The sequence below is a fragment of the Colwellia sp. KS18-150 genome (assembly GCF_057551365.1).
Genome location: NZ_BAAJMC010000004.1, coordinates 32,511 through 55,329 on the forward strand (window position 1 = coordinate 32,511; position 22,819 = coordinate 55,329).

Sequence of the window (22,819 nt, forward strand, 5' to 3'; positions counted from 1 at the left end):
TAGTTTTTACCTTCAAGTAAAATGTGCGAGCATTTTTTGATGATGTTTACGATAAAGTTACTCACTGATACGTGTTACTTTAGTTAACGTTACCGATTTATTTTCTTTAGCAATATTTTTTTGTTCAGCCATTGAGTTATCTAATTTACTGTTAGTGAAATCATTTTCAATAGTTAAAGTAGAGAATGATAATGCTAAATTATCTTGAGCTTGCTGCATTAAGTTAATCTCTTGTACTGGCTCAGCTTTTATCAGTTCACTTGCTTGAGCAATTGCAGCTAGACCAGAAACAAAGTAAACCATAACCATTGAGGTTGCAGCTATTGCTAATTTGTATGAATTTGTTTTTTTCATGTTGTTATTTCCTATTTGACCTAATAATAAATGTTTTGTTTACTCTACTTATTTAGAGTGGATAGATTTATTAGGACTTACTCTCTTGCATGTTCGTTATGAAAATATAAGCTGTGGGTTGGGGTCACAGCTTATATTCCGTAGAACGTTGAGATGATGTCCTTCATCTACGGACGCTATAATACGTAAAATATTAACGAAATAAAAATGACTAATATTAATGTTATTCATTAGAAAAACTAATGCGAAGGTGTTAGTATTGAAAATTGAGATATTGTGTAACCCATATTGTAACTTTTCAGAGAAGGAATAAAAGGCTTGGCTAGTAGACTCCCACCTTTGAACGCTTTGAGGGCATTTGAAGCTTCAGCAAGACAGCTGAGCTTTACCCGCGCGGCAGAAGAGTTGTTTGTAACTCAAGCAGCCGTTAGTCATCAAATTAAAGCGCTGGAAGAGCATTTAGGCATAAAATTGTTTATGCGAAAAAATCGTGCATTATTATTAACGGAAGAAGGTCAATCTTATTATCTCGATATTAAAGATATTTTTAACTCCATTTTAGATGCGACTGAGAAATTATTAGCTCGCGGAGCGAAAGGGGCAATAACGGTTAGCTCACAAGCAAGCTTTGCTATTCAATGGTTAGTGCCTAGGCTTAGTGCTTTTAATGCTTTACACCCTGACATTGATGTTCGAATCAAGGCTGTAGATCAAGCTGAAAACTCGTTAACAGAGGATGTCGATGTTGCTATATATTATGGACGAGGTCGATGGCCAAACATTCATGCTGATAAACTACATACCGAGTATTTAATTCCAGTATGCTCACCTATATTAATACAGGACAATGCTGCTCTTGATAAACCACCTTTAGTATCTCTTGATGATTTACAACATCATACGTTATTACACGATACTTCACGTAAAGATTGGAAACGCTGGTTTAAACAAGTAGGGGTAAAAGGGGCGAATGTTAATCATGGTCCTATTTTTAGTCATTCTGCCATGGTGTTACAAGCGGCACTATACGGACAAGGCGTTGCCTTAGCTTATAGTGTTTTAGCTCAACCTGATATTGACTCAGGGCGTTTAGTTTGTCCTTTTAATGATGTCTTAGTGAGTAAAAATGCCTACTTTGTTGTTTGCAGAGAAACACAAAAAGACAATGCTAAAATTGAAGTATTTAGAAATTGGTTATTAGACATGGTTGAAGCTGAGCAAGAGCAAATAACTGATGGACAGATAGCATAATGTTAATTTTGGAAGAAATGGCTCTTTAATGATGAGTAAACTTATAAATAATGTAGAAAACCCAATAGCACAAGTTATTTTTGCTCATGGCGCGGGTGCTGATATGCATCATGAGTTTATGGAAGATTTAACTTTATTGTTAAATCAAGAAAATATTAACGTATTACGGTTCAATTTTCCGTATATGGATAAACGTGCTGAAGACGGTAAACGTTACCCACCTGATAGAATGCCAAAACTCATTAATTGTTATACGGATGTAATTTTTAATGTGATAAGGGATGAATCATCTCAAATTCAGTTGCCTTTATTTATCGGTGGTAAATCAATGGGCTCTCGAGTAGCAGCAACGTTAACGGGAGACATAGCAATAAGCGAATCTATAAAAGGTGTTTTTTGTTTAGGTTATCCGTTTCATCCAGCGAAGAAACCAGAAAAATTGCGTTTAGAGCCACTTCAAAATACAAATAAACCAATCCTCATCATACAAGGAGAGCGGGATACTTTAGGCTCAGCTGAAGAGATTGCGGATTATCAAGTTTCAGCGTTGTGCCAATATGACTTTTTACCTGATGGCGATCATAGTTTGAAGCCCAGAGTCAAATCAGGGTTTACTGAGCAACAACATAGACAATCAGCAGCAAAAAGCATCAGTAAATTTATTAAAAAAATGATTGAGTCGAGTAATTAATATGACTGATGAGATAGCAAAAAGAAAAACAATTAAATTTTTGATGGTTTTTGATGGCATCAGTGGATGCTTTTCTGTACTATTCGGCGCTTGGCTTGCCCATGCTGGGCAGACATTAGCGCCTAGCGACTTTTTAAGCTTACAAACAGCACAGCAATATCAACTATTACATACGTTGGCGCTGTTTGCTTCATTAGTTTGGGCTATAAGGTCGGCGGAAAGTAAAATATTACTTGCTGCCTGTATAGGCTTTTTTATTGGTATATTGTGCTTTAGCGTAGCGATATACATCAAAATATTTTTCAGTATTGCCCTTGTTGGCAAACTCACTCCCGTAGGCGGTATAATGCTAGCAATTGCTTGGTTATTTGTGTCTATTGAAGGTATAAAGAGATTATGACTTCTATTGTATTATTTTGTCGCCCTGGCTTTGAAAAAGAATGTGGTGCTGAAATCCAAGAAAAAGCAGCTTGGAACGAAATGTATGGCTATTTAGAGCTTAAAAAAAATCAAGGTTTGGTTTTTTTTCACTTACATGAAGCTGAGCATGGCGAAACGTTAATGAAAAAGTTACCGTTAAAGCGACTTATTTTTGCAAGGCAATGGTTTGTTACGTTAACGGATAAAATAGAGTTACCTGATTATAATCGGGTAGAAGCTATTGTTGAGGTCTTAGGCTCTGAGTGGCAATACGATGAGTTGCGCATGGAAACGGCTGATACCAATGATGGTAAAGCTTTGAGCAAGTTTTGCCGAAAGCTTTCGGTACCGCTACGCCAAGGCTTACGTAAAGTTAAGGTGTTAACTGATAAAAAAGTAAGTAAGGACACGCAACAAGAAGGCGCTATTTTACATGCTTTGTTTTTATCTGGACAGGAAGTTATTTTAGGGTTTTCACTCGCGCATAATAGCTCAAAGCATGTCATGGGCATTCCTCGCCTGAAATTTCCAAGCCAAGCACCAAGTCGTTCAACGTTAAAACTAGATGAAGCCTTTTTGCATTTTATTCCAAAAGAAGAATGGAGTGAACGCTTAACTTCAGGTATGAATGCTGTGGATTTAGGCTCAGCTCCTGGCGGTTGGACTTATCAATTAGTACGCCGAGGTATGATGGTAACAGCGATTGATAATGGACCTATGGCTGAGTCACTTATGGAAACAGGGCAGGTTAAGCATAAGATGATGGATGGTTTTAAATATGTTCCTATGAAGCAAAATGTCCATTGGCTTGTTTGTGACATGATTGAAAAGCCACAACGTGTGGCTAATTTGATGTCGCAATGGTTGTTAAATGGCTACTGTAAAGAAGCAATGTTCAATTTGAAGCTGCCAATGAAAGGGCGATATCAACAAGTGACGGAAGACTTACAAAGTATTAAAGATGCTTTTAGTGAGCATAAAGTCAAATATGAACTGTATGCCAAGCACCTATACTATGACCGTGAAGAAATAACGGTACATGCTAGATTATTATCTCCAGTGCCGCAAAAATAAAAGCCAGTACCTTCAGTAAATCAGCACTGGCGAAAGAGCTATTTTACTTTTTATTTAATTCATTAAATTTTGCTAGCTGCTCTTCGGTAGCTGGCAATTGATGATTTTCTTTCCATTCTTGATACGACATACCGTACACTTGTTGTTGTGCGGTAGGCAGATCAACTTCAACGCCTAGCTTCTCAGCTTCAGCTACCGTCCATTTGCTAAAACAATTACGGCAAAACCCAGCCAGATTCATTAATTCAATATTTTGTACATCTTTACGATTATCTAAATGAGCGAGTAAGCGGCGAAAAACGGCGGCTTGAACTTCTATTTCTTTATCCATGGTTTGTCCTATCGAGGTAAAATTAGTTTTATACCAATTACATGGTATTACTGTTACTTTATTGCTTGGCTTACCGCTTCATCGGCTGGTTTGCTTGGATCAAATCGTCTGATTTGCACTATCATGCCAATATAAGGGTGATCAAAGTAGTGTATCTCACCAGTAATAACTCGTCTGTTTTGACTGAAATTGATAAGATTCATCGCATTTTCATCTAAGCTACCTACAGAGCTTTCTAAAATTTGCTCACTAAGCAGGTTAAAATCGGCATTGATGTAAAGGTAGTGATCTAGGTGTATTTTAAAAAAACCATCTAAAAACCATGGCTGTAAAGGCTCTGTTGGTGGGTTAGCAATATCTAAAGGTTGCTCTGTAACATCTGTTTCGATTTCAACTGATGATAAAAGGCTATCAAGGTCTTGTTGCGTTAATTGCTGAATTGTTTCATCAATGACGTCACTTTCTGAATCACTTGTTTTAATGTTTGAAATCTCAGTAAATAATTGCGTTAAAGACTGTTGTTTCAGTTTTGCATAATAAGCTTCCATTGCCTGCTGATTTGTAACATTGTCTTGCTTGTCGCTTTTCTGACTTTCTAAAGTGCTTTGCTGTAGCTCAAATCTTGCTTGCTCTTGTTGGCGAGCTTCTTCTAGTTGGATTTCATAATCTGCAACTGCCTGCTGATAATCGTTTGCTAAATGCTGCCCGGCAAATAGCTTTAAAGGAATGGCCTTTTTACGAGTAATACCTACCTGGCGCCAACCAAAATGAAGTAAGGGTTTAAATTCTTTGCTCCAACGTAGTCTGGTATTGATGTCTTTTAATAACAAAGAATCATCGGCAATGAGGTAAGGGCTGTTACTTTGATGAGCGCCAGGTGCATTTAATCGCTTTGGTAGCGCCGTGACTTTAAATGCATCTAGATTAAACTTGGCTAGACTGTCTTTATCTAATAATTGCTCAAAATCAGTTTGACGATAAACACAAAGTACTTTTGGTGAATAAAGTGCACTATTAAGTGCTTCTGTTTGCCAATGAAAAACAAGCTCAGTAGCTTGATGCATATCTTCTTGAATATCTTCAGCTTTCTTATCTTCGCTAACGGCTTGAGAATCACTTAATGATGATTGTTTAGTTTGTGTTGTTAAGCCTTCAGATGTGTTATCAATCGTGCTATCAGTCGTTTGTGCTGTTAACGAGGATGAAACCTCTTGTGGTGTATAACTTATGTTATTTGCTTGTTCAATGAAGCGTGTCTGCTCAGGAAGAGCAAGCATGGGCTTATTATGAGCTAATGAAAGCTGACTTTCACCCTGTGGATCACTGCATAAAGGCATTAACTGCTTAATAGCCGTTAAATCAGGTTGCAAGTATGAAGTGAGTAAATCAAAATCTCGTCGATATTGTGGTAAGTTTGAACTGTTTGTTTGAGTAGAAAATTGCTCTTTTAGGCTATTTTTATCAGCCAGTTGCTTGAATAAGATAACTTCAACTTCAAACCAGCGCTCAGCGTTTACTTGCTGAGGTAACACGATAGCAATACAGCTTAAGCTCAACAAACAAGTATTAATGGTGCGTGTAGATGCGAAAAAAGAAAAAAACTGTCGATTAAATTTCATTAAATGTCCATTTACTTCTTGTTTTTAGGGCTCAGCGTAAGCTCATTTAGTAAGGTAGTAATTAAACTAAATCTCGCTTGTTCACCTTCATTAGCTCGGGTAAATTTAAGCTTGTTTGGTGGCACCATCTTATACATTGTTGGCTGCTTTTGCACCAAGGATATTATCAGCATATGATCGACTTTGGTATCGTCACTAAATTCAATTGAACCACCTGCGTTACTTGCTTCGATGCGGTTAATACCTATTACCTGTGCTTTAAGTCGTATTTTAGCAATTTGAATGAGGTTTTTAGTTGCTTGAGGTAATAAACCGAAACGATCAATTAACTCAACCTGTATTTCATCTAGTTGATTTTTAGTTTTACAACTAGCGATACGCTTATATAAGCTTAAACGTAAACTAACATCAAAAATATAATCCTCTGGAAGTAGCGATGGAATACGTAAGTCTATTTCTGTTTGTTTTGCTGTTACTTGATTAAGTGATAGTTGCTTACCTTCTTTTAATGCTTCAACGGCGTGATCTAGCATTTCCATATACAGGCTAAAACCCACTTGACTCATTGAACCCGATTGATCTTCACCTAATAATTCACCCGCACCACGTATTTCTAGATCGTGAGTGGCTAAAGTGAAACCAGCACCTAAATCTTCAAGAGAGGCGATAGCATCTAGGCGCTTTTTAGCATCTTTTGTCATACGTTTTTCATGAGGTGTAAGTAAATAGGCATACGCTTGGTGATGAGAGCGACCAACTCGGCCGCGCAATTGATGTAACTGCGCTAAGCCCAAATGATCTGCTCGGTCCATTATGATGGTATTAGCACTTGGCACATCAATGCCGGTTTCTATGATGGTGGTACAGACGATTACGTTGAAACGCTGGTGATAAAAATCACTCATAATACGTTCAAGCTCTCGCTCTCTCATTTGCCCGTGGGCAGTAATAACACGAGCTTCCGGTATTAGTGCTTGAATATCCGCGGCGGTTTTTTCTATGGTATCAACGTGATTATGTAAAAAATAAACCTGACCACCACGTAATGTTTCCCGCAGGATTGCTTCACGAATTAAGGCATCATCACGTTGCCTTACAAAAGTTTTAACAGCTAAGCGTTTAGCCGGTGGCGTTGCAATAATTGACAAATCTCGCATTCCACCCATCGCCATATTTAAAGTACGAGGAATAGGGGTTGCAGTTAAAGTAAGAATATCTACATTGCTGCGAAGTTGTTTTATTTTCTCTTTTTGTTTGACACCAAACCTGTGCTCTTCATCTACAACCAATAAGCCTAGGTCTTTATATTTTATGCTGTTTTGTAAAAGTTTATGGGTACCGATGAGGATATCAATTTGCCCTGATTCAACTTTGGCTACCACTTCATTTTGCTGTTTGGTTGTTTTAAATCTCGATAAAACTTCAATGCTTACTGGCCAATTAGCAAATCGATCGCGAAAATTCTCATAATGTTGCTGGGCTAGTAGCGTTGTAGGTACTAAGATAGCAACTTGCTTATTATCATTTACCGCAACAAAGGCTGCGCGCATCGCTACTTCGGTTTTACCAAAGCCCACATCACCACAGACCAACCTGTCCATGGACTTATCAGAAAGCATATCACTAACGACGGCATTAATCGCTTGGCTCTGATCAAACGTTTCTTCGAAACCAAAGCTGTCACTAAAAGCTAAATAATCTTCTTTATCACGTTTAAATTGATAACCTGTATTACTGGCTCGATTAGCATAAATATCTAACAGCTCTGCAGCAACATCCCGAACTTTCTCTGCTGCTTTTTGTTTCGCTTTACTCCACGTGTCATTGCCTAATTTATGTAAAGGGGCGTGCTCACTATCAGTTCCTGAATAACGGCTGATTAAATGAAGTGAAGCCACAGGAACATACAATTTGGCGTCATTTGCATAACTTAATATTAAAAACTCGGTGATGATGCCGCCAGTTTCTAAGGTTTGTAAACCTAAATAACGTCCTATGCCATGCTCTATATGCACGACCGCTTGGCCTATAGATAATTCTGCTAAATTTTTAAAAATAGCATCAGTTTCAATGTCTTGAGATTTATTACGTCGTCTAGACTGTCTAACATGAGAGCCAAGTAATTCAGTTTCTGTTATCAGTGCGATGACATTCTTTTTAGCTTGTCCTTTTGCTTGAAAAGAAAAACCTTGGTTTAAGGCATTAACACAGACGCCTAAACGTTCATCAGAGTTGATGAAATCTTCAAGGGTGTTAAAGACTACGGGTTTAATATTATCTCGGTGTAAAAGCTCTAGCACGCTTTCTCTTCGTCCTTCGCTTTCAGCGGCAAAGAGGATTTTATTAGCGGTATCTTTATCTTCAATAAACTGATTTATTAATTCAAAAGGCTGTTTTAACTTATGATCTATCGTTAAATCGGGTAAAGGTTTAACATCAAAATAAATAGCACCGGCTTTAGCCTTTTCTAGGGATTCAGTTTCAAGAGTATCTTCTTTAACGTTAACTGGTTCAATTGTGATACGGGCAAAAGGTTTTAATGCCGCATACAAGGATTCAGTCGTTAAAAATAATTGCTCAGGCGGCAATAAAGGTCTAGTGGGATCATAACGTCTGTTTTCATATCGATATTCAATATCTTGCCAATATTGCTGTAGAGACTTATCAAGATCTCCATATATAGCGACTAATGTTTGAGGTGATAAATAATCACATAATGTACTGGTGCCTATTTGATCACTTTCAGTGTTTTCATTACTTTGATGATTAAAAAATAACGGTAAATAATATTCGATACCAGCAGGTAAAATACCATTGCTTACCTGATGATAAATGGACTCTTTATCAATTGAGCTTTTAAAAAGCTGTCGATATTGGCTGCGGAATAAGTTAATTGCTTCTTTGTCAGTTGGGAATTCATGTGCAGGAAGCAAGTTGATATCATCTATTTTGTCACTAGAGCGCTGATTTTCAGGGTCGAACAATCTGATCTCATCAATTTCATCATCAAAGAAATCTAGACGAAATGGTGTTTTACTGCCCATAGGAAATAAATCTAAAATAGCCCCGCGCGCTGAAAATTCACCATGTTCCATCACCTGTTCCACACAGCGATAGCCATTTCCTTCTAATTCTTGACGCAATTGGTGTAAATCTTTTCTATCACCTTTCTTAATCACTAATGAATTAGCTTCTAGATATTGTTTTGGCGCTAATTTTTGCGCCAAGGTAGTTACTGGCACAATAACTATGCCTTTAGGCATTCTTGATAATTGGTAAAGTGTTGCTAAACGTTGGGAAATAATATCTTGATGCGGAGAAAAGGTATCGTAAGGCAAGGTTTCCCAGTCAGGAAATAAACATATTGCTAATGGCGAATTAGACTGAGCAAGACTATGTAACTCTTGCTCTAAACGCAATGCTGTCGGTGTATCTTGGGTAATAATAAGTAAAGGGGAGTCAGCGGCTAAAGCCCCGTGGTATAAGGCGATACTAGAACTACTGCCATACAAATTATGCCAAGATTTTTTATCTACGGATTTGACTTTGTTTTTCGCGAGAGTAGGGGTCAATAAACAGCTAAGTTTGCTCATGAAATGAAATAATTTATTAAATTGAGTCTATAGCGGCATATTCTAAGTGATTTGAAACGCATTTGACAAAAAATTATTTAACTTCTAAACATAATAAAGACTGTTTAACGCTTTAAGCAGACGTTAAACAAGTCTACTTTCAATTAATGGATATATTTACAAGGACTTATTATGAAAATTATTTCAATCAAAGCATTAACTCGCCTATTATTTGCCACTTGTTTCGCTTTTACTTCTAGTTTTGTATTTGCAGAAGCCAAAGTACCTTATCAGGCAACTGCTGAGCAGCAAGTTATTCATTTAAATCATTCGACAGTAGAGCAGTTAATTACTTTAAAGGGAATTGGCACGAAAAAAGCGCAAGCCATTGTTACCTATCGAGAGCAGGTTGGGGATTTTACTTCAATAGATGAATTGATTAAGGTTAAAGGCATAGGTGAAAAGGTGCTTGTGGATAATAAATCACGTTTAGTCATCTAAGCTACATTGTCTTTTCGTTGAGTTAATCAAAGCCAGTCTCATACTGGCTTTTTATCCACTTTCTTCAAACATCTAATTACTGACCTTTTTATTCCTTTTTAATATAATAAAGCTGTTTGTTATATGGAAATGGAGCTCTTAATATGGCATTCTTAGACCACTATTTTTTCGCTATTTTTATATTGCACATGAACTTAACCCATTTAAAGAAGTTAGAAGCAGAATCTATTCACATATTTCGTGAGGTTGCTGCAGAATTCGATAACCCGGTAATGTTGTATTCGGTTGGTAAAGATTCTGCGGTGCTTTTGCACCTAGCACGTAAAGCCTTTGCACCGGGAAAAATTCCTTTTCCTTTATTGCATGTTGATACCAATTGGAAGTTTAAAGAAATGATAGCCTTTCGTGACCAAATGGCGAAAGATTATGGTTTTGATTTATTAGTGCATAAAAACCCTGATGGGATAGCAATGGGGATGGGACCATTTACTCACGGTAGTGCAAAGCACACCGATGTGATGAAGACCCAAGGCTTGAAACAAGCATTGAATAAGTATGGTTTTGATGCAGCTTTTGGTGGTGCCCGCCGCGATGAAGAAAAATCTCGTGCGAAAGAGCGTGTGTATTCTTTTCGTGATGAAAATCACCGTTGGGATCCAAAAAGTCAACGTCCTGAGCTATGGAATGTCTATAACGGTAAAGTAAATAAAGGCGAAAGTATTCGTGTTTTCCCACTATCGAACTGGACTGAGCTTGATATTTGGCAGTACATTTATTTAGAAAGTATTCCTATTGTGCCACTTTATTTAGCCGAAAAGCGTCCTGTAGTCGAACGTGATGGTACTTTGATCATGGTAGATGATGACAGAATGCCTATTAGTGATGATGAAGAAATTCAAATGAAGAGCGTTCGCTTTAGAACGTTAGGCTGTTATCCATTAACAGGGGCGGTTGAGTCTACAGCAAATACCTTACCTGAAATAATTCAAGAAATGTTATTAACCAAAACCTCTGAGCGCCAAGGTCGTGTTATCGATCACGATAGTGCTGGCTCAATGGAAAAGAAAAAAATGGAAGGCTATTTCTAAGCCCATTTTCACCATAACATTTATTATCTGATAAGAATTTCGAAGGAAAACATTATGAGTCACCAATCAGACTTAATCGAAGATGACATTCAAGCTTATTTAAAGCAACACGAAAACAAAGAGTTAGTGCGTTTTTTAACATGTGGCAGCGTAGATGATGGTAAAAGTACCTTAATAGGTCGTTTACTGCATGATTCAAAAATGATTTTTGAAGATCAATTAGCCGCGATTGAGAAAGACTCTAAGAAATCAGGCACAACAGGCGAAGCAATAGATTTAGCCCTATTAGTTGATGGTTTGCAGTCTGAACGTGAGCAGGGCATTACTATTGATGTTGCTTACCGATATTTCTCGACAGATAAACGTAAGTTTATTATTGCAGATACCCCTGGCCATGAGCAATATACACGTAATATGGCTACGGGCGCCTCTACATGTGATATCGCCATTATTCTTATTGATGCGCGTTACGGTGTACAAACACAAACCCGTCGTCATTCGTTTATTTGTTCTTTATTAGGCATTAAACACATAGTGGTTGCGGTTAATAAGATGGATTTAGTGGATTATTCGCAAGAGCGATATCAAGCCATTAAAAAAGAATACCGCGAGTTCACTGAAAACCTAAACTTCTCAGACGTGCGTTTTGTGCCAATGTCAGCATTAAATGGTGACAATGTTGTTGAAGAAAGTGACAACATGCCTTGGTACCCAGGCGCGACGTTGATGAAGTTATTAAATACCATGGACGTTGAAGATAAAGAAGAGTTCACTCAGTTCCGCTTCCAAGTTCAATATGTTAACCGTCCTAATTTAGATTTCCGTGGCTTTGCCGGTACGATAGCTTCAGGTCACATTTTAGTAGGTGATACTATCGTTGCTTTACCGTCAGGTAAAGAAAGTGTTGTTAAAGACATTGTTACTTTTGATGGTAATCTAGAGCGTGCTGATAAAGGCATGGCGGTTACATTAACCTTAGAAGATGAGATTGATATTAGCCGCGGTGAAATGATTGTCAAAAAAGGCAGCATTCCTACCTCAGCTAAAGAGTTTAATGCTACCGTTGTTTGGATGCATGAAAATGAATTAGAGCCGGGCCGTGAGTATTATATTAAGCACGGCAGTAAAATGACGACTGGCCATGCGGATAAAATCGTCAGTAAGTATGATGTAAATACCATGGATAAGTTATCTTCATCGCAATTAGCGGTAAATGATATTGGTACGGTTGATTTTGTTGTTAGCGAGACGTTGCATTTTGATGATTATCAAAAGAATCGTGGTACAGGTGCATTCATTATTATTGACCGCTTAAGTAATGTAACCGTAGGCGCAGGCATGATAAATCATGCCATTGATGAACAAACTCATGAATACTCAGCATTTGAGCTAGAGTTTAACACCTTAGTACGTAAGCACTTCCCGCATTGGGGTGCTCGAGATATTACTAAGTAAACTACCTTTTAAGAAAATGATAAAGCTATAAGGGATATTTACCTTATAGCTTTTATATTTAAGGATAAAAATGACAATAGAGCAGTACTTAATTATAGCCGTCTTTGTTGTCACCTTTCTTGGCTTAGTTAAATATAGCCAAATGCCAGAAAGAGTGTTTTCGGTCACTATTTTGGCTTGTTTGTCATTATCTTTCGTCAGTGTCGACGATATTCTCGCTAATGCCGTAAACCCTGGCTTAGTCACCTTGATACTTTTAGTGTTATGTTCCTTTTCGTTTGAACGTACCAGTATCTTACGCCGCCTTAGCAGTACTGTATTTAATGGCTCTAAAATTAAATCCATGCTACGTCTATTTATTGGCACTGCTTTCGCTTCGGCATTAATGAGCAATACCGCTGTTGTTGCCACGTTAATTAATAGTGTTAAAAACAATCAATTGATTAATGCGGGTAAGCTATTATTACCTCTGTCTTATGTTGCCATTTTAGGGGGGACGCTAACGCTAGTAGGCACATCAACAAATCTTATTGTTAACAGTATGATGATAAAGCAAGGTGTTGAAGGATTTAGCTTTTTTGACTTTACTACCGTTGGCCTTGTCGCTTTAACTTCATGTTTATTTATTGTTATTATCCGAGCTAGAAGCTTACCTGATATGGATCAGGGAAATATACAAACACGAGATTATTTACTTGAAGCCAAAGTATCAATTGATTCTAAACTTATTGGCCAAAGCATTGAAGACAATGGTTTGAGAAATTTAGATGCCTTATTTTTGGTAGAAATTGTTCGCCAAGGAAAATTGATATCCCCCGTTACACCGGAAGAAACACTACAGGCAAAAGATAAACTTATTTTTAGCGGTGATATATCTAAAGTACTCACGTTGCAACAATTTGATGGTTTAACTCTTTTTGCTGAACAAGATGATTTACTCAAAGACAACCTGACAGAAGTATTAATAAAACCTGATTCTGCTATTAGTGGTATCACCCTTAAAAAAGCTGGTTTTCGTGCCCGTTTTGATGCTGCTGTTGTGGCGGTAAGACGTGAAGGTTGTGCATTATCAGGCAAGCTTGGTGATATTGTTTTACAGTCAGGAGATTTTTTAGTGCTCGCCGTTGGTCAAGATTTTTCCAGCCGCACCAACTTATCAAAAAACTTTTTTATTCTTTCCGGTCACCAAGCAGTAAACATGTTAAGTGGTTGGCGAGATTATGGCGCTGTCTGGGGCTTTATTGCCGCCATACTGATTTCAGTTATTACGCCTATATCCTTATTAAGTTGTTTATTTATTTATGTCGCCGGACTAATTTTTAGTGGCGCATTAACAGTCAATGAAATTAAACGCCGTTTTCCATTAGAAATATGGATGATAGTACTTGGCGCTTTAACATTAGCGAGTGCTATCGAAAACACGGGTTTGGCAATAATAATATCAGAGCAAATAAAAGCACTCTTAGATGGGCATAGCGTTTATTTAGCTTTTATTATTATTTTTATAGTGACTTTATTAATGACGGAATTGATCACTAATAATGCTGCAGCAGCGTTAGTGTTTCCGATTGCTTATAACGTTGCTTTAGGGTTAGGCGTTAATCCTATTCCTTTTGTGATGGCTGTGGCATTTGCGGCAAGTGGCAGTTTCATTAGCCCTTATGGTTACCAAACGAATGTGATGGTATATAACGCAGGTAATTATCAATTGTCTGATTTTGTAAAGTTTGGATTGCCGGTATCGTTTGTTTATAGTGTTACCGTGATATTGATGATCCCACTAATTTTTCCTTTTTAGCTAAGAACTAGAGTCTATTTTTATGAAAACTGAAAACACTGTATGGCATGAGCAGCATATAACTAAAACACAACGTGCACAGTTGAAACAACAAAAGCCTTGCTTACTTTGGTATACCGGCTTAAGTGGCTCAGGAAAATCAACAGTAGCCAATGCCGTAGATGCTTTGTTATTCAAATTAGGTTATCACAGCTATTTACTTGATGGCGATAATGTTCGTCACGGTTTAAACGGAGATTTAGGTTTTAGTGATGAAGCACGTATTGAAAATATTCGCCGTATAAGTGAAGTGTCAAAGTTATTTCTCGATGCAGGATTAATTGTTTCAACAGCGTTTATTTCACCCTTTGCACAAGACAGAGCTAGCGCTCGCGAAAAATTAGAAGCAAATGAGTTTATTGAAGTATATATCGATACACCAATTGATGTTTGTGAACAACGTGATCCTAAAGGCTTATATAAAAAAGCGCGTGCAGGTGAAATAAAAGACTTTACTGGTATTGATTCAGATTATGATGTACCAAACTCGCCAGAAATTCATGTAAAAACAGCTGAAAAAGATATTGCCGCTTGTGCGCAACAAATTGTTGACCATTTAGCTTCACAAGGTTTTATTTCAACCTCGATATTAGGATAAATAGATGCATTACGATGTATTTAATGGTGATGCTGATGGCATTATCGCGCTATTACAGCTACGTTTATCAAAAAAAAATCCTCAGCCTAAAGAGCCTGTGTTAATCACAGGTGTTAAGCGTGATATTAACTTACTTAAACAAGTTGATGTGGACAACGCCACCTCAGTGACAGTACTTGATATATCATTAGAAAAAAATATTAGCGCATTAACGACATTGCTTAACCATGATATTGACGTGTTTTATGTAGACCATCACAGAACGGGTGAAGTACCAGAATCCGCTAAATTAACGAGTTTATTAGACTTAGATGCCAATGTTTGTACGAGTTTATTGGTAAATAACTATCTAAATGGGGAGTTTTCTGCTTGGGCTGTCGCTGCCGCATTTGGTGATAACATGTTTGCTTCAGCTAAGTCTTTAGCGAATGAATGTGGGCTAAACGAAGAGCAACAATCATTGCTCAAAGAGTTAGGTATATACGTTAATTACAATGGCTATGGCGCAAGTTTAGCTGATTTACATTTCCACCCTGGGGATTTATATCAACAGCTTTTAGCATACCCAAACCCCCTTGACTTAATTGCAGAGTCGGAGTCAGTCTTTACCACGTTAAAAACAGCCTATCTAGGCGATATGAATAAAGCAAAGTCGTCGGCTTCTCTTGTCGATAATGATAGTTTAAAGGTTATTCAATTAGCCGATGAGGCTTGGGCAAGACGAGTTAGCGGTGTATTTGGTAATGACTTGGCTAATCAGTCTCCCAATAAAGCACATGCTGTTGTTACCTTGAACGCAGATAAAACGTATACCATTAGCCTTAGAGCGCCACTTAATAATAAACAGGGCGCTGGTGAATTATGCTCTCTATTTCCAACGGGAGGAGGCAGAGCAGCAGCAGCTGGCATTAATGCTTTGCCAGAAGAAATGCTTGGCGATTTTATTAAACGCGTGTCAGAATATTATGCATAAGTTTACATGAGTTCAAATTACGATTTAAAAGGGAAAGTATGAGTTTATTAATTACAGGTGGCACAGGTTATATTGGTAGCCACACAGTGGTTGAGCTACAGGCCTTAGCGGATGAACAAGATATTCTCATTGTTGATGATTTATCTAATTCATCAACAAAAGTCCTCGACAGGCTCACACAAATCACCGGAAAAACGGTTACTTTTATTGAAGCAGATATCTGCGATTATCAAGCGATGAACTCAGTGTTTGAGCAACATGATATTGAAGCAGTCATTCATTTTGCCGGTTATAAAGCGGTGGGTGAGTCGAGTGAAAAGCCACTGACTTATTATCATAATAATGTCTCTGGTACAGTAAACTTACTTAAGGTGATGGCAGAGAACAAAGTCAAAAACCTTGTTTTCAGCTCTTCTGCGACTGTTTATGGCGATAACCCTTCTCCGTTAAATGAAACAATGTCAACCTCAGCGACCAACCCTTACGGTCAAACGAAATTGATGATCGAGCATATATTATTTGATTTAGCATTAAGTGATAAAGAATGGTCGATTGCTTGTTTACGCTATTTCAATCCTATCGGGGCGCACAGCTCTGGCCTAATTGGTGAAAACCCTAATGGCATTCCAAACAATTTGTTACCTTATGTGGCACAGGTTGCAGTAGGACGGTTAGCTGAGCTGCAAGTCTTCGGTGATGATTATGATACCGTTGATGGTACAGGTGTACGTGACTACATTCACGTGGTGGACTTAGCTCAAGGACATGTCAAAGCATTACAGAATTTAGATAAAATATCAGGCTGCAAGGCTATTAACCTAGGTACAGGGAATGGCACATCAGTATTAGAAATTGTCGATAAATTTAAAGAGATCAGTGCAAAAGATATTCCTTATAAAATAGTGCCAAGAAGAGCAGGGGATCTAGCTACTGTTTATGCTGATGCAAGTTTGGCAAAAGAATTACTTAATTGGCAAGCGACTAGAGACATGCATACCATGATTGTTGATACTTGGCGTTGGCAATCTGAAAACCCACAAGGGTTTTAAATTTACTGCTATAAATGTTGAGAGCTTTTATATGCACAATGGAAAGATTCATTGTGCATATAAGGTTAGCGTTTAAAGTGTCTAGTAATTAGAAGGGCTGACGGTTTATCCCGCTAACATGCTTTGTTCATCAGCCCAAGCCAATGCTTCATTGTAATGTTGTACGGCTTGCTCTTTATCAAGCTTTAATTTTTCCATCACTAGATTTGTTTTATCCCATTGAGCATGTTCTATAAATTCAACCAGCTTTATTACCGCAGCCATCACGCCTTTACGGGTTAATAATGGCTCTTTAATCTCGGCAGACAAGGGTAACTTAGCTAAAACGACTTCTAACTTTTCATCTAGTATCGCATCTATCATTGAGAGCAACCCCGTTAAAAAAGCGATTGAATCATCAACATTGGTAGCCATGTCCTTAGCTACTAATTCACAAAACTTTGCCCTGGTCATTGCTAACTTAATAAGCTCTGTAGGTTTGTCAGGGTTGGCCGTTACGGCAAACATTAACCCTAAAAAGCGTTTAAGCTCACTAGAGCCAAGAATAACTAGTGCTTGCTTGATGGTGGCAATTTCACTTCTACGTCTGAAAATGGCAGAGTTTGCATAACGTAGCAGTTTGTAAGATAAAGATACGTCACGTTCAAACACACCGGTAATGCTATTAAGATCTAGCTCGGGTTTGGAGGTTTCGTAAAGTAGCTCGGCCATTGCAAGTTGTGAAGGAGATAAATTTTTTGTTTTTACCATTTCAGGTTTAGCAAAAAAGAACCCTTGAAAATATTTAAATCCAAGCTGCAAGGCTTGATCATATTCTTGATAGGTTTCCACTTTTTCTGCTAATAACTCTACGTGAGGGTAGTCTTTAATGGCGGCAATAACTTCTTTAATTTCATCTAGGCCAGTTTGCTGAATATCTATTTTGATTATTTTTATAAATGGATAAAAGTGAGCCCACACACTTTGATGCTCGTAATCATCAAGGGCAATAGTGTAACCTTTACTATGTAAATCTTTACAAAGAGAAAGGAGTTTTTTTCCAGGTTTAACCGTCTCAAGTATTTCTATAACCACTTCTTCATTAGTCAACATTTCAGGGTAACCCTGACTTAATGTCTCTAAAGTGAAATTGATAAAAGCTGGTTTATTACTAGTAAATTCGCTGATACCCATGTTGAATTTACTTGCTTCAATCATTTTACTGGTTGCTTCATCACCATCAACTTCAGGAAATACATTATCTATACTGTCTCGAAACAGTAACTCATAAGCAAATAGATTTTTGTTTGCATCTAAAATAGGTTGTCGAGCAGCATAAAAGTACATAGTTTGAGCAATATCTTTTTTATTAAAAAACAATTACTAATAAATATATGGTATAGCAGTGTTTTTTTCATTATTTATTTTAATTTTATTGGACTTTACATTGGTTTTTATACCCAGGTGCCTGTTTTTGCAGCAACTAGTTAGTGCTTTTTTACTTGTATCAGAGACTGGGCTTTATTTTTAATGTCGTTCTTGATAGCGTAGTGTCAATTTTTGATGATATCCAATCTAGGGGAATCACTTGGCATTTGGCACGTTAGTTTCATTAGCGTTATATTTTATTGTTATGTTAGCGATAGGCTTATACGCCTTTAAAAAATCAACCAGTGATGTCTCTGGATACATGCTTGGAGGGCGAAGTCTTAGTCCAAGTGTTGCTGCTTTATCTGCGGGAGCCTCAGATATGAGCGGTTGGATGTTAATGGGGTTACCTGGTGCTATGTATATTAGTGGCATGAGTAGCTTATGGATAGCTGTAGGCTTAGTTATTGGTGCTTTTTTAAATTACCTAATCGTTGCTCCTCGTCTAAGAACCTACACAGAGCTAGCGAATGACTCTATTACACTACCTGATTTTTTTGAAAACCGATTTAAAGATAATTCACGAATGCTCAGAATAGTGTCTTCGGTCGTTATTGTGGTCTTTTTCACCTTATATACTTCAAGTGGAATTGTTGCCGGTGGTAAATTATTTGAAAGCTCATTTGGTTTAAATTATGAAATAGGCTTGTATGTTACCGCTGGTGTTGTTGTTGCTTACACTTTATTTGGCGGATTTCTTGCGGTGAGCTTAACGGATTTTGTACAAGGCTGTATTATGTTTATAGCTTTAGTATTAGTACCTATTGTCACCATAAATGAAGTTGGTGGTATCGGAGAAATGCAATCCAGTATTAGCGAAATCAATCCTGAGTTATTAAATATCTTTAGTGGTGTTAGCCTTATTAGTATTATCTCGGCTATGGCATGGGGTTTAGGGTATTTTGGTCAGCCTCATATTATCGTACGTTTTATGGCTGTTCGAAGTGTTAAAGATATGCCAACCGCACGTCGAATTGGTATGAGCTGGATGATAGTTGCCATTATTGGTGCCATGGCTACTGGCTTTGCTGGTATCGCTTATGTTGCTAAGACAGGTTTACAACTAGATGATGCAGAAACGATTTTTATCGTCTTATCACAAATATTATTTAGCCCTTTGATTGCTGGGTTTTTACTGGCAGCCATTTTAGCCGCAATTATGAGTACCATTTCTTCGCAATTACTTGTTACTTCAAGTTCATTAACTGAAGATTTCTATAAAACCTTCTTACATCGTGAAGCCAGTGAGCAGCAACAAGTGACGGTTGGCCGAATTTCAGTATTTTTAGTAGCTTTGTTAGCCATTTATTTAGCTTACGATCGCAACTCAACAATTTTAACCTTAGTCAGTAATGCGTGGGCAGGCTTTGGTGCCGCATTTGGACCTGTTGTTATCGGTTGTTTGTATTGGAAAAAAATGACACGCAATGGTGCTCTCGCAGGAATGATTACAGGGGCAGCAACAGTATTATTTTGGATTTACGCACCAATTACTATTAATGGTCAATCATTAAGTGCTGTTATGTATGAGATCGTACCTGGTTTTATCTTATGTTCACTGGTTATTTATCTGGTAAGTGTTATATCACCACAAGCAGATAATGAAATTTTAGCTAAGCATGATGAGATGCTTGCACAGCATTCGTAACTGGATAGACATGAATCAGATGAAAAAAGTGAGTATTGCCGTTGTTTAAATTTTCAAATACCTATGTTGATTTAGGTGAGCAATTTTATCAGCAAGTAATGCCAGAAAAGGTTATCTCACCGCAATTATTATTGTGGAATACCCGTTTGTCTGAACAACTGAATGTCAGCTTAAGCTTAACGGTAAACGCGAATAACTTGTTAGCAAAGTATTTTAGTGGTAATGAAGTACTCTCTGGTGCTCAACCTGTCGCTTTAGCTTACTCAGGGCATCAATTTGGACACTTTAACCCACAATTAGGCGACGGTCGTGCGCACTTGTTGGGTGAGGTAGTTGATAAAAATAGTCACCGCTTTGATATTCAACTTAAAGGCTCAGGCAAAACCTTATTTTCCAGACGTGGAGATGGTAAGTGTGCATTAGCACCAGCGCTTCGTGAATATATCATGAGCGAAGCCATGTTTGCTTTGGGCGTGCCTACAACTCGTTGTTTGGCTGTCGTTTCAACGGGGGAAACCATCAATCGAGGTCTAGCTAAACCTGGCGCAGTAGTTACCCGTGTCGCGAGTAGTCATATTCGTGTGGGTACTTTTCAATATTTTGCAGCAAGAAGGGATCTATCGTCATTAAGATCTTTGACTAACTATACGATTGAACGTCATTTTCCTGAAATTAACAATGAGCCTTTATCAAGCGAGCAGCGTATTCTTGCCTTGTTAGACAATGTAATGGCGAAACAAATCACTTTAGTGATTGAGTGGTTACGTGTTGGTTTTATTCATGGTGTTATGAATACTGATAACACTGCTATTTGTGGTGAAACCATAGACTATGGCCCTTGTGCCATGATGGGACAATATAGTAAAGATGCTGTGTTTAGCTCTATCGATGAGTATGGCCGTTACGCTTTTGGTGAGCAAGGAAGTATAGCGCAGTGGAATACAGCTAGATTAGCCGATTGTTTATTGTCTTTGTTAATAGATGAAGACGATGAGGATATAAGTCAAAAAGAAAAAGAGCAGCGCGCAATAACTCAAGTTGAAGAGGTAATTCACCAATATAAACAAAGATTTGATGACGCATATTACGCTATGTATGCTAAAAAACTTGGAATAAATAATCTAATGACAGAGCATAGAAGCGTCGTTGATGACTTGTTAGAAATTATGCAAGTTAAAGCGTTAGATTACACTGAAACTTTTTATGACTTAACGCAATCTTTAACGGATAAAAAAATTGCTACCGTGCTAAAAGCAGATTTGGGGCATTGGTATAGTACTTGGTTATCGACGCTTGAAAGCAATGCCGACAGTAATGTTAACGATAATTTAGCTCAAGAGTTAATGCGACAACATAACCCGGTAGTTATTCCAAGAAATCATCACGTTGAAGCTTTACTAACACGTAGTGAAGAGTTAATAGCTAATGATCCTCAGGCAGCTTCGAAAATCAATACATTGGTTAGTGAATTTTTAACGGTTCTAAGCTCTCCATATCAAGAAATTGAAGGTACAAAAGACTTTCAAGATACACCGCTAGATGATGACCGTTACTATCAAACATTTTGTGGTACTTAAGAAAAGCATATTAAAAAGCACTTCATTTATAACCTATATTGGCTTAAATGAAGTGCTATAAATGTTTGTATATGTAAAGTTGACAGTCTAGATAGACCAAGTAATATTGTCATTAATGGCTTGTTGCCATTGGCTTAACGATTCATTTTTATCGGCGACAACAATGACATTAGCCTTATCAAAACTGATAGACTCACCGTGTAATTTGCTATCACTGAAATGTTGACTAAAGCTTAATTGCTCATTCTTAGGTACAACGAAAACAGTTACAGTATCTGTTAGCCCTTTAAAAACTAAATGTAAGCTTTTCATCCCATCGAATCGGCAATAATCTGCAGAAATTAACTGTCCAAGTGAGTTATTGAAGCTACCATTAAATGCAATCATTTTTTTGTTTAACGAAGTTAAACTGATCTGGTTTGCATCGTTATTAGAAAAGTAATCTTGCTCATGATAAACATGGGCTAGGGCATAGTCACCTAGGTCAGTATAACTACTAGAAAACTGTATATAATTAACGACTAACCCTGCCACTATAGCTACCGATGCTGCTAACGCTAGATGTACACGAGATTTTCGTTTTTTCTGTTGATGGCTGGCTAAAGTTTGACGCAGAATGAGTTTCTCACACAAACCGTCAGGAATTGGTACCTGCATCGCTTGCTTTAATTTTTCATCAAGCTGTTGTAACTCTTGAGTAAACTCTTTTTTGGCTGGATCAATTTGTTGTGCATTAAGCACATCTTCATCTTGGCAGCTAGGATCTGCGTATATACTACGTCTAAATTGCAAATCATCCATTGTATTGGCCTCGAACTTGGGGTTCTTTCTCTAATGCTTCTTTTAACTGATTTCGTGCTCTAAACAAACGTGTCATTACGGTATTTTTGTTAAGGTCAAGCATGCTTGCGATATCTTCGCCGCTATAGCCACCTAGAATCTGTAATACAAGTGGCTCTGAGTATTCAGGTGGTAATTGTGATATTTTCTCACGTAACCAGTGGTTTTCAATTTCTTGCTCTGTGCTAGTAGATTTAGTATCTATCACAGTTTCTTCTTCGTATTCGCTCATATCAAAACGTTTACGTTCAAAGCGCCTCGCATTTTCTCGTCTTAAAATTGTGATCAACCATGACTTAGCCGCTTTCTCATCTTTTAATGAGTCGAGGGCACGCCATGCGCGTAAAAATGTTTCTTGCACTAAGTCTTCGGACACTTGCTTATCGTGAGTTAACCAATATGCGTATCGGTATAAATCGCCATGCAAAGCCTTTACGAGTGCTTCATATCTAACTTGTTTTGTCGCCATATTAGTAGAGACCTGAGCACTGGAAGATTTATTTCGATTATTTTTAAAAAACATTAAATATTTAA

General features: G+C 37.6%; 20 protein-coding genes. 13 read left to right on the forward strand and 7 right to left on the reverse strand.

Features of this window, described 5'->3' with window-relative positions:
* Positions 1-57 precede the first annotated feature (57 nt).
* Positions 58-354 (reverse strand): hypothetical protein, encoded by a 297-nt coding sequence (locus tag AC27IF_RS07595; RefSeq protein WP_487053378.1) that lies wholly within the window; start codon positions 352-354, stop codon positions 58-60.
* A 318-nt stretch (positions 355-672) separates the two neighbouring features.
* On the opposite strand from AC27IF_RS07595, the gene AC27IF_RS07600 reads away from it, so the two are divergent.
* Genes AC27IF_RS07600 through rlmM form a run of 4 tightly spaced genes read left to right on the forward strand, consistent with a single transcriptional unit; the run spans position 673 to position 3,790 of the window.
* Entirely contained in the window at positions 673-1,605 is a 933-nt protein-coding gene (locus AC27IF_RS07600; RefSeq protein WP_487053380.1) for a transcriptional regulator GcvA, read from the forward strand.
* A gap of 28 nt (positions 1,606-1,633) precedes the next feature.
* Positions 1,634-2,296: an alpha/beta family hydrolase gene (locus AC27IF_RS07605; protein WP_487053382.1), complete on the forward strand. Its 663-nt coding sequence runs from the start codon at positions 1,634-1,636 to the stop codon at positions 2,294-2,296.
* Position 2,297: 1 nt separating this feature from the next.
* Positions 2,298-2,696, forward strand: a complete 399-nt coding sequence (locus AC27IF_RS07610) for a DUF423 domain-containing protein (protein WP_487053383.1) — start codon at positions 2,298-2,300, stop codon at positions 2,694-2,696.
* Positions 2,693-3,790, forward strand: a complete 1,098-nt coding sequence (gene rlmM / locus AC27IF_RS07615; protein WP_487053384.1) for a 23S rRNA (cytidine(2498)-2'-O)-methyltransferase RlmM — start codon at positions 2,693-2,695, stop codon at positions 3,788-3,790. The genes AC27IF_RS07610 and rlmM overlap by 4 nt, the downstream gene beginning before the upstream one ends.
* A gap of 43 nt (positions 3,791-3,833) precedes the next feature.
* Here the strand turns inward: rlmM and AC27IF_RS07620 are convergent, their stop codons facing one another.
* From AC27IF_RS07620 to mfd, 3 genes are read right to left on the reverse strand one after another with little or no spacing between them, the layout of a single operon-like run.
* Positions 3,834-4,121, reverse strand: a complete 288-nt coding sequence (locus tag AC27IF_RS07620; protein ID WP_487053385.1) for a DUF1244 domain-containing protein — start codon at positions 4,119-4,121, stop codon at positions 3,834-3,836.
* A 53-nt stretch (positions 4,122-4,174) separates the two neighbouring features.
* Complete coding sequence (locus AC27IF_RS07625; RefSeq protein ID WP_487053386.1) at positions 4,175-5,740, reverse strand: CsiV family protein; 1,566 nt, start codon at positions 5,738-5,740, stop codon at positions 4,175-4,177.
* An 11-nt stretch (positions 5,741-5,751) separates the two neighbouring features.
* The gene (gene mfd / locus AC27IF_RS07630; protein ID WP_487053388.1) at positions 5,752-9,333 is read right to left on the reverse strand and encodes a transcription-repair coupling factor; all 3,582 of its coding nucleotides are present in this window, start codon (positions 9,331-9,333) and stop codon (positions 5,752-5,754) included.
* A gap of 171 nt (positions 9,334-9,504) precedes the next feature.
* On the opposite strand from mfd, the gene AC27IF_RS07635 reads away from it, so the two are divergent.
* The 7 genes from AC27IF_RS07635 to galE all read left to right on the forward strand — a co-directional run bounded on the left by AC27IF_RS07635 (position 9,505) and on the right by galE (position 16,813).
* Entirely contained in the window at positions 9,505-9,813 is a 309-nt protein-coding gene (locus AC27IF_RS07635; RefSeq protein WP_487053389.1) for a ComEA family DNA-binding protein, read from the forward strand.
* Positions 9,814-10,001: 188 nt separating this feature from the next.
* Positions 10,002-10,901 (forward strand): sulfate adenylyltransferase subunit CysD, encoded by a 900-nt coding sequence (gene cysD, locus AC27IF_RS07640; RefSeq protein WP_487053688.1) that lies wholly within the window; start codon positions 10,002-10,004, stop codon positions 10,899-10,901.
* A gap of 54 nt (positions 10,902-10,955) precedes the next feature.
* A complete protein-coding gene (gene cysN / locus AC27IF_RS07645) occupies positions 10,956-12,356 on the forward strand; it encodes a sulfate adenylyltransferase subunit CysN (RefSeq protein ID WP_487053390.1) in 1,401 nt (466 codons plus the stop codon).
* A gap of 70 nt (positions 12,357-12,426) precedes the next feature.
* Complete coding sequence (locus AC27IF_RS07650) at positions 12,427-14,154, forward strand: SLC13 family permease (RefSeq protein ID WP_487053391.1); 1,728 nt, start codon at positions 12,427-12,429, stop codon at positions 14,152-14,154.
* A gap of 22 nt (positions 14,155-14,176) precedes the next feature.
* On the forward strand, positions 14,177-14,791 hold the full coding sequence (gene cysC / locus AC27IF_RS07655; protein WP_487053393.1) for an adenylyl-sulfate kinase: 615 nt from the start codon (positions 14,177-14,179) through the stop codon (positions 14,789-14,791).
* Between the two features lie 4 nt (positions 14,792-14,795).
* On the forward strand, positions 14,796-15,764 hold the full coding sequence (locus AC27IF_RS07660; RefSeq protein ID WP_487053394.1) for a DHH family phosphoesterase: 969 nt from the start codon (positions 14,796-14,798) through the stop codon (positions 15,762-15,764).
* Positions 15,765-15,802: 38 nt separating this feature from the next.
* Positions 15,803-16,813: a UDP-glucose 4-epimerase GalE gene (gene galE, locus AC27IF_RS07665; protein ID WP_487053396.1), complete on the forward strand. Its 1,011-nt coding sequence runs from the start codon at positions 15,803-15,805 to the stop codon at positions 16,811-16,813.
* Positions 16,814-16,918: 105 nt separating this feature from the next.
* Here galE and AC27IF_RS07670 read toward each other — a convergent pair whose 3' ends face one another.
* Positions 16,919-18,139: an EAL and HDOD domain-containing protein gene (locus AC27IF_RS07670; RefSeq protein WP_487053690.1), complete on the reverse strand. Its 1,221-nt coding sequence runs from the start codon at positions 18,137-18,139 to the stop codon at positions 16,919-16,921.
* Between the two features lie 241 nt (positions 18,140-18,380).
* Between AC27IF_RS07670 and putP the strand changes: the two genes are divergently transcribed.
* Positions 18,381-19,868: a sodium/proline symporter PutP gene (gene putP, locus AC27IF_RS07675; protein ID WP_487053397.1), complete on the forward strand. Its 1,488-nt coding sequence runs from the start codon at positions 18,381-18,383 to the stop codon at positions 19,866-19,868.
* A 41-nt stretch (positions 19,869-19,909) separates the two neighbouring features.
* Positions 19,910-21,445, forward strand: a complete 1,536-nt coding sequence (locus AC27IF_RS07680) for a protein adenylyltransferase SelO (protein ID WP_487053398.1) — start codon at positions 19,910-19,912, stop codon at positions 21,443-21,445.
* Positions 21,446-21,532: 87 nt separating this feature from the next.
* On the opposite strand, the gene AC27IF_RS07685 is transcribed toward AC27IF_RS07680, so the two are convergent.
* Both AC27IF_RS07685 and AC27IF_RS07690 read right to left on the reverse strand, forming a co-directional pair.
* The gene (locus AC27IF_RS07685; RefSeq protein ID WP_487053400.1) at positions 21,533-22,246 is read right to left on the reverse strand and encodes a DUF3379 family protein; all 714 of its coding nucleotides are present in this window, start codon (positions 22,244-22,246) and stop codon (positions 21,533-21,535) included.
* Entirely contained in the window at positions 22,239-22,754 is a 516-nt protein-coding gene (locus AC27IF_RS07690) for a sigma-70 family RNA polymerase sigma factor (protein WP_487053401.1), read from the reverse strand. The genes AC27IF_RS07685 and AC27IF_RS07690 overlap by 8 nt, the downstream gene beginning before the upstream one ends.
* Positions 22,755-22,819 lie beyond the last annotated feature (65 nt).

What these genes read in the sequence shown, in the direction of transcription:
- AC27IF_RS07660 (WP_487053394.1), top strand. Translation starts at nt 14,796, where the DNA reads ATGCATTACGATGTATTTAATGGTGATGCTGATGGCATTATCGCGCTA.
- AC27IF_RS07635 (WP_487053389.1), top strand. Translation starts at nt 9,505, where the DNA reads ATGAAAATTATTTCAATCAAAGCATTAACTCGCCTATTATTTGCCACT.
- AC27IF_RS07685 (WP_487053400.1), bottom strand. Translation starts at nt 22,246, where the DNA reads ATGGATGATTTGCAATTTAGACGTAGTATATACGCAGATCCTAGCTGC.
- AC27IF_RS07670 (WP_487053690.1), bottom strand. Translation starts at nt 18,139, where the DNA reads ATGTACTTTTATGCTGCTCGACAACCTATTTTAGATGCAAACAAAAAT.
- AC27IF_RS07620 (WP_487053385.1), bottom strand. Translation starts at nt 4,121, where the DNA reads ATGGATAAAGAAATAGAAGTTCAAGCCGCCGTTTTTCGCCGCTTACTC.
- AC27IF_RS07595 (WP_487053378.1), bottom strand. Translation starts at nt 354, where the DNA reads ATGAAAAAAACAAATTCATACAAATTAGCAATAGCTGCAACCTCAATG.
- mfd (WP_487053388.1), bottom strand. Translation starts at nt 9,333, where the DNA reads ATGAGCAAACTTAGCTGTTTATTGACCCCTACTCTCGCGAAAAACAAA.
- rlmM (WP_487053384.1), top strand. Translation starts at nt 2,693, where the DNA reads ATGACTTCTATTGTATTATTTTGTCGCCCTGGCTTTGAAAAAGAATGT.
- AC27IF_RS07625 (WP_487053386.1), bottom strand. Translation starts at nt 5,740, where the DNA reads ATGAAATTTAATCGACAGTTTTTTTCTTTTTTCGCATCTACACGCACC.
- galE (WP_487053396.1), top strand. Translation starts at nt 15,803, where the DNA reads ATGAGTTTATTAATTACAGGTGGCACAGGTTATATTGGTAGCCACACA.
- cysN (WP_487053390.1), top strand. Translation starts at nt 10,956, where the DNA reads ATGAGTCACCAATCAGACTTAATCGAAGATGACATTCAAGCTTATTTA.
- AC27IF_RS07605 (WP_487053382.1), top strand. Translation starts at nt 1,634, where the DNA reads ATGATGAGTAAACTTATAAATAATGTAGAAAACCCAATAGCACAAGTT.
- AC27IF_RS07690 (WP_487053401.1), bottom strand. Translation starts at nt 22,754, where the DNA reads ATGGCGACAAAACAAGTTAGATATGAAGCACTCGTAAAGGCTTTGCAT.
- cysC (WP_487053393.1), top strand. Translation starts at nt 14,177, where the DNA reads ATGAAAACTGAAAACACTGTATGGCATGAGCAGCATATAACTAAAACA.
- AC27IF_RS07650 (WP_487053391.1), top strand. Translation starts at nt 12,427, where the DNA reads ATGACAATAGAGCAGTACTTAATTATAGCCGTCTTTGTTGTCACCTTT.
- AC27IF_RS07610 (WP_487053383.1), top strand. Translation starts at nt 2,298, where the DNA reads ATGACTGATGAGATAGCAAAAAGAAAAACAATTAAATTTTTGATGGTT.
- cysD (WP_487053688.1), top strand. Translation starts at nt 10,002, where the DNA reads ATGAACTTAACCCATTTAAAGAAGTTAGAAGCAGAATCTATTCACATA.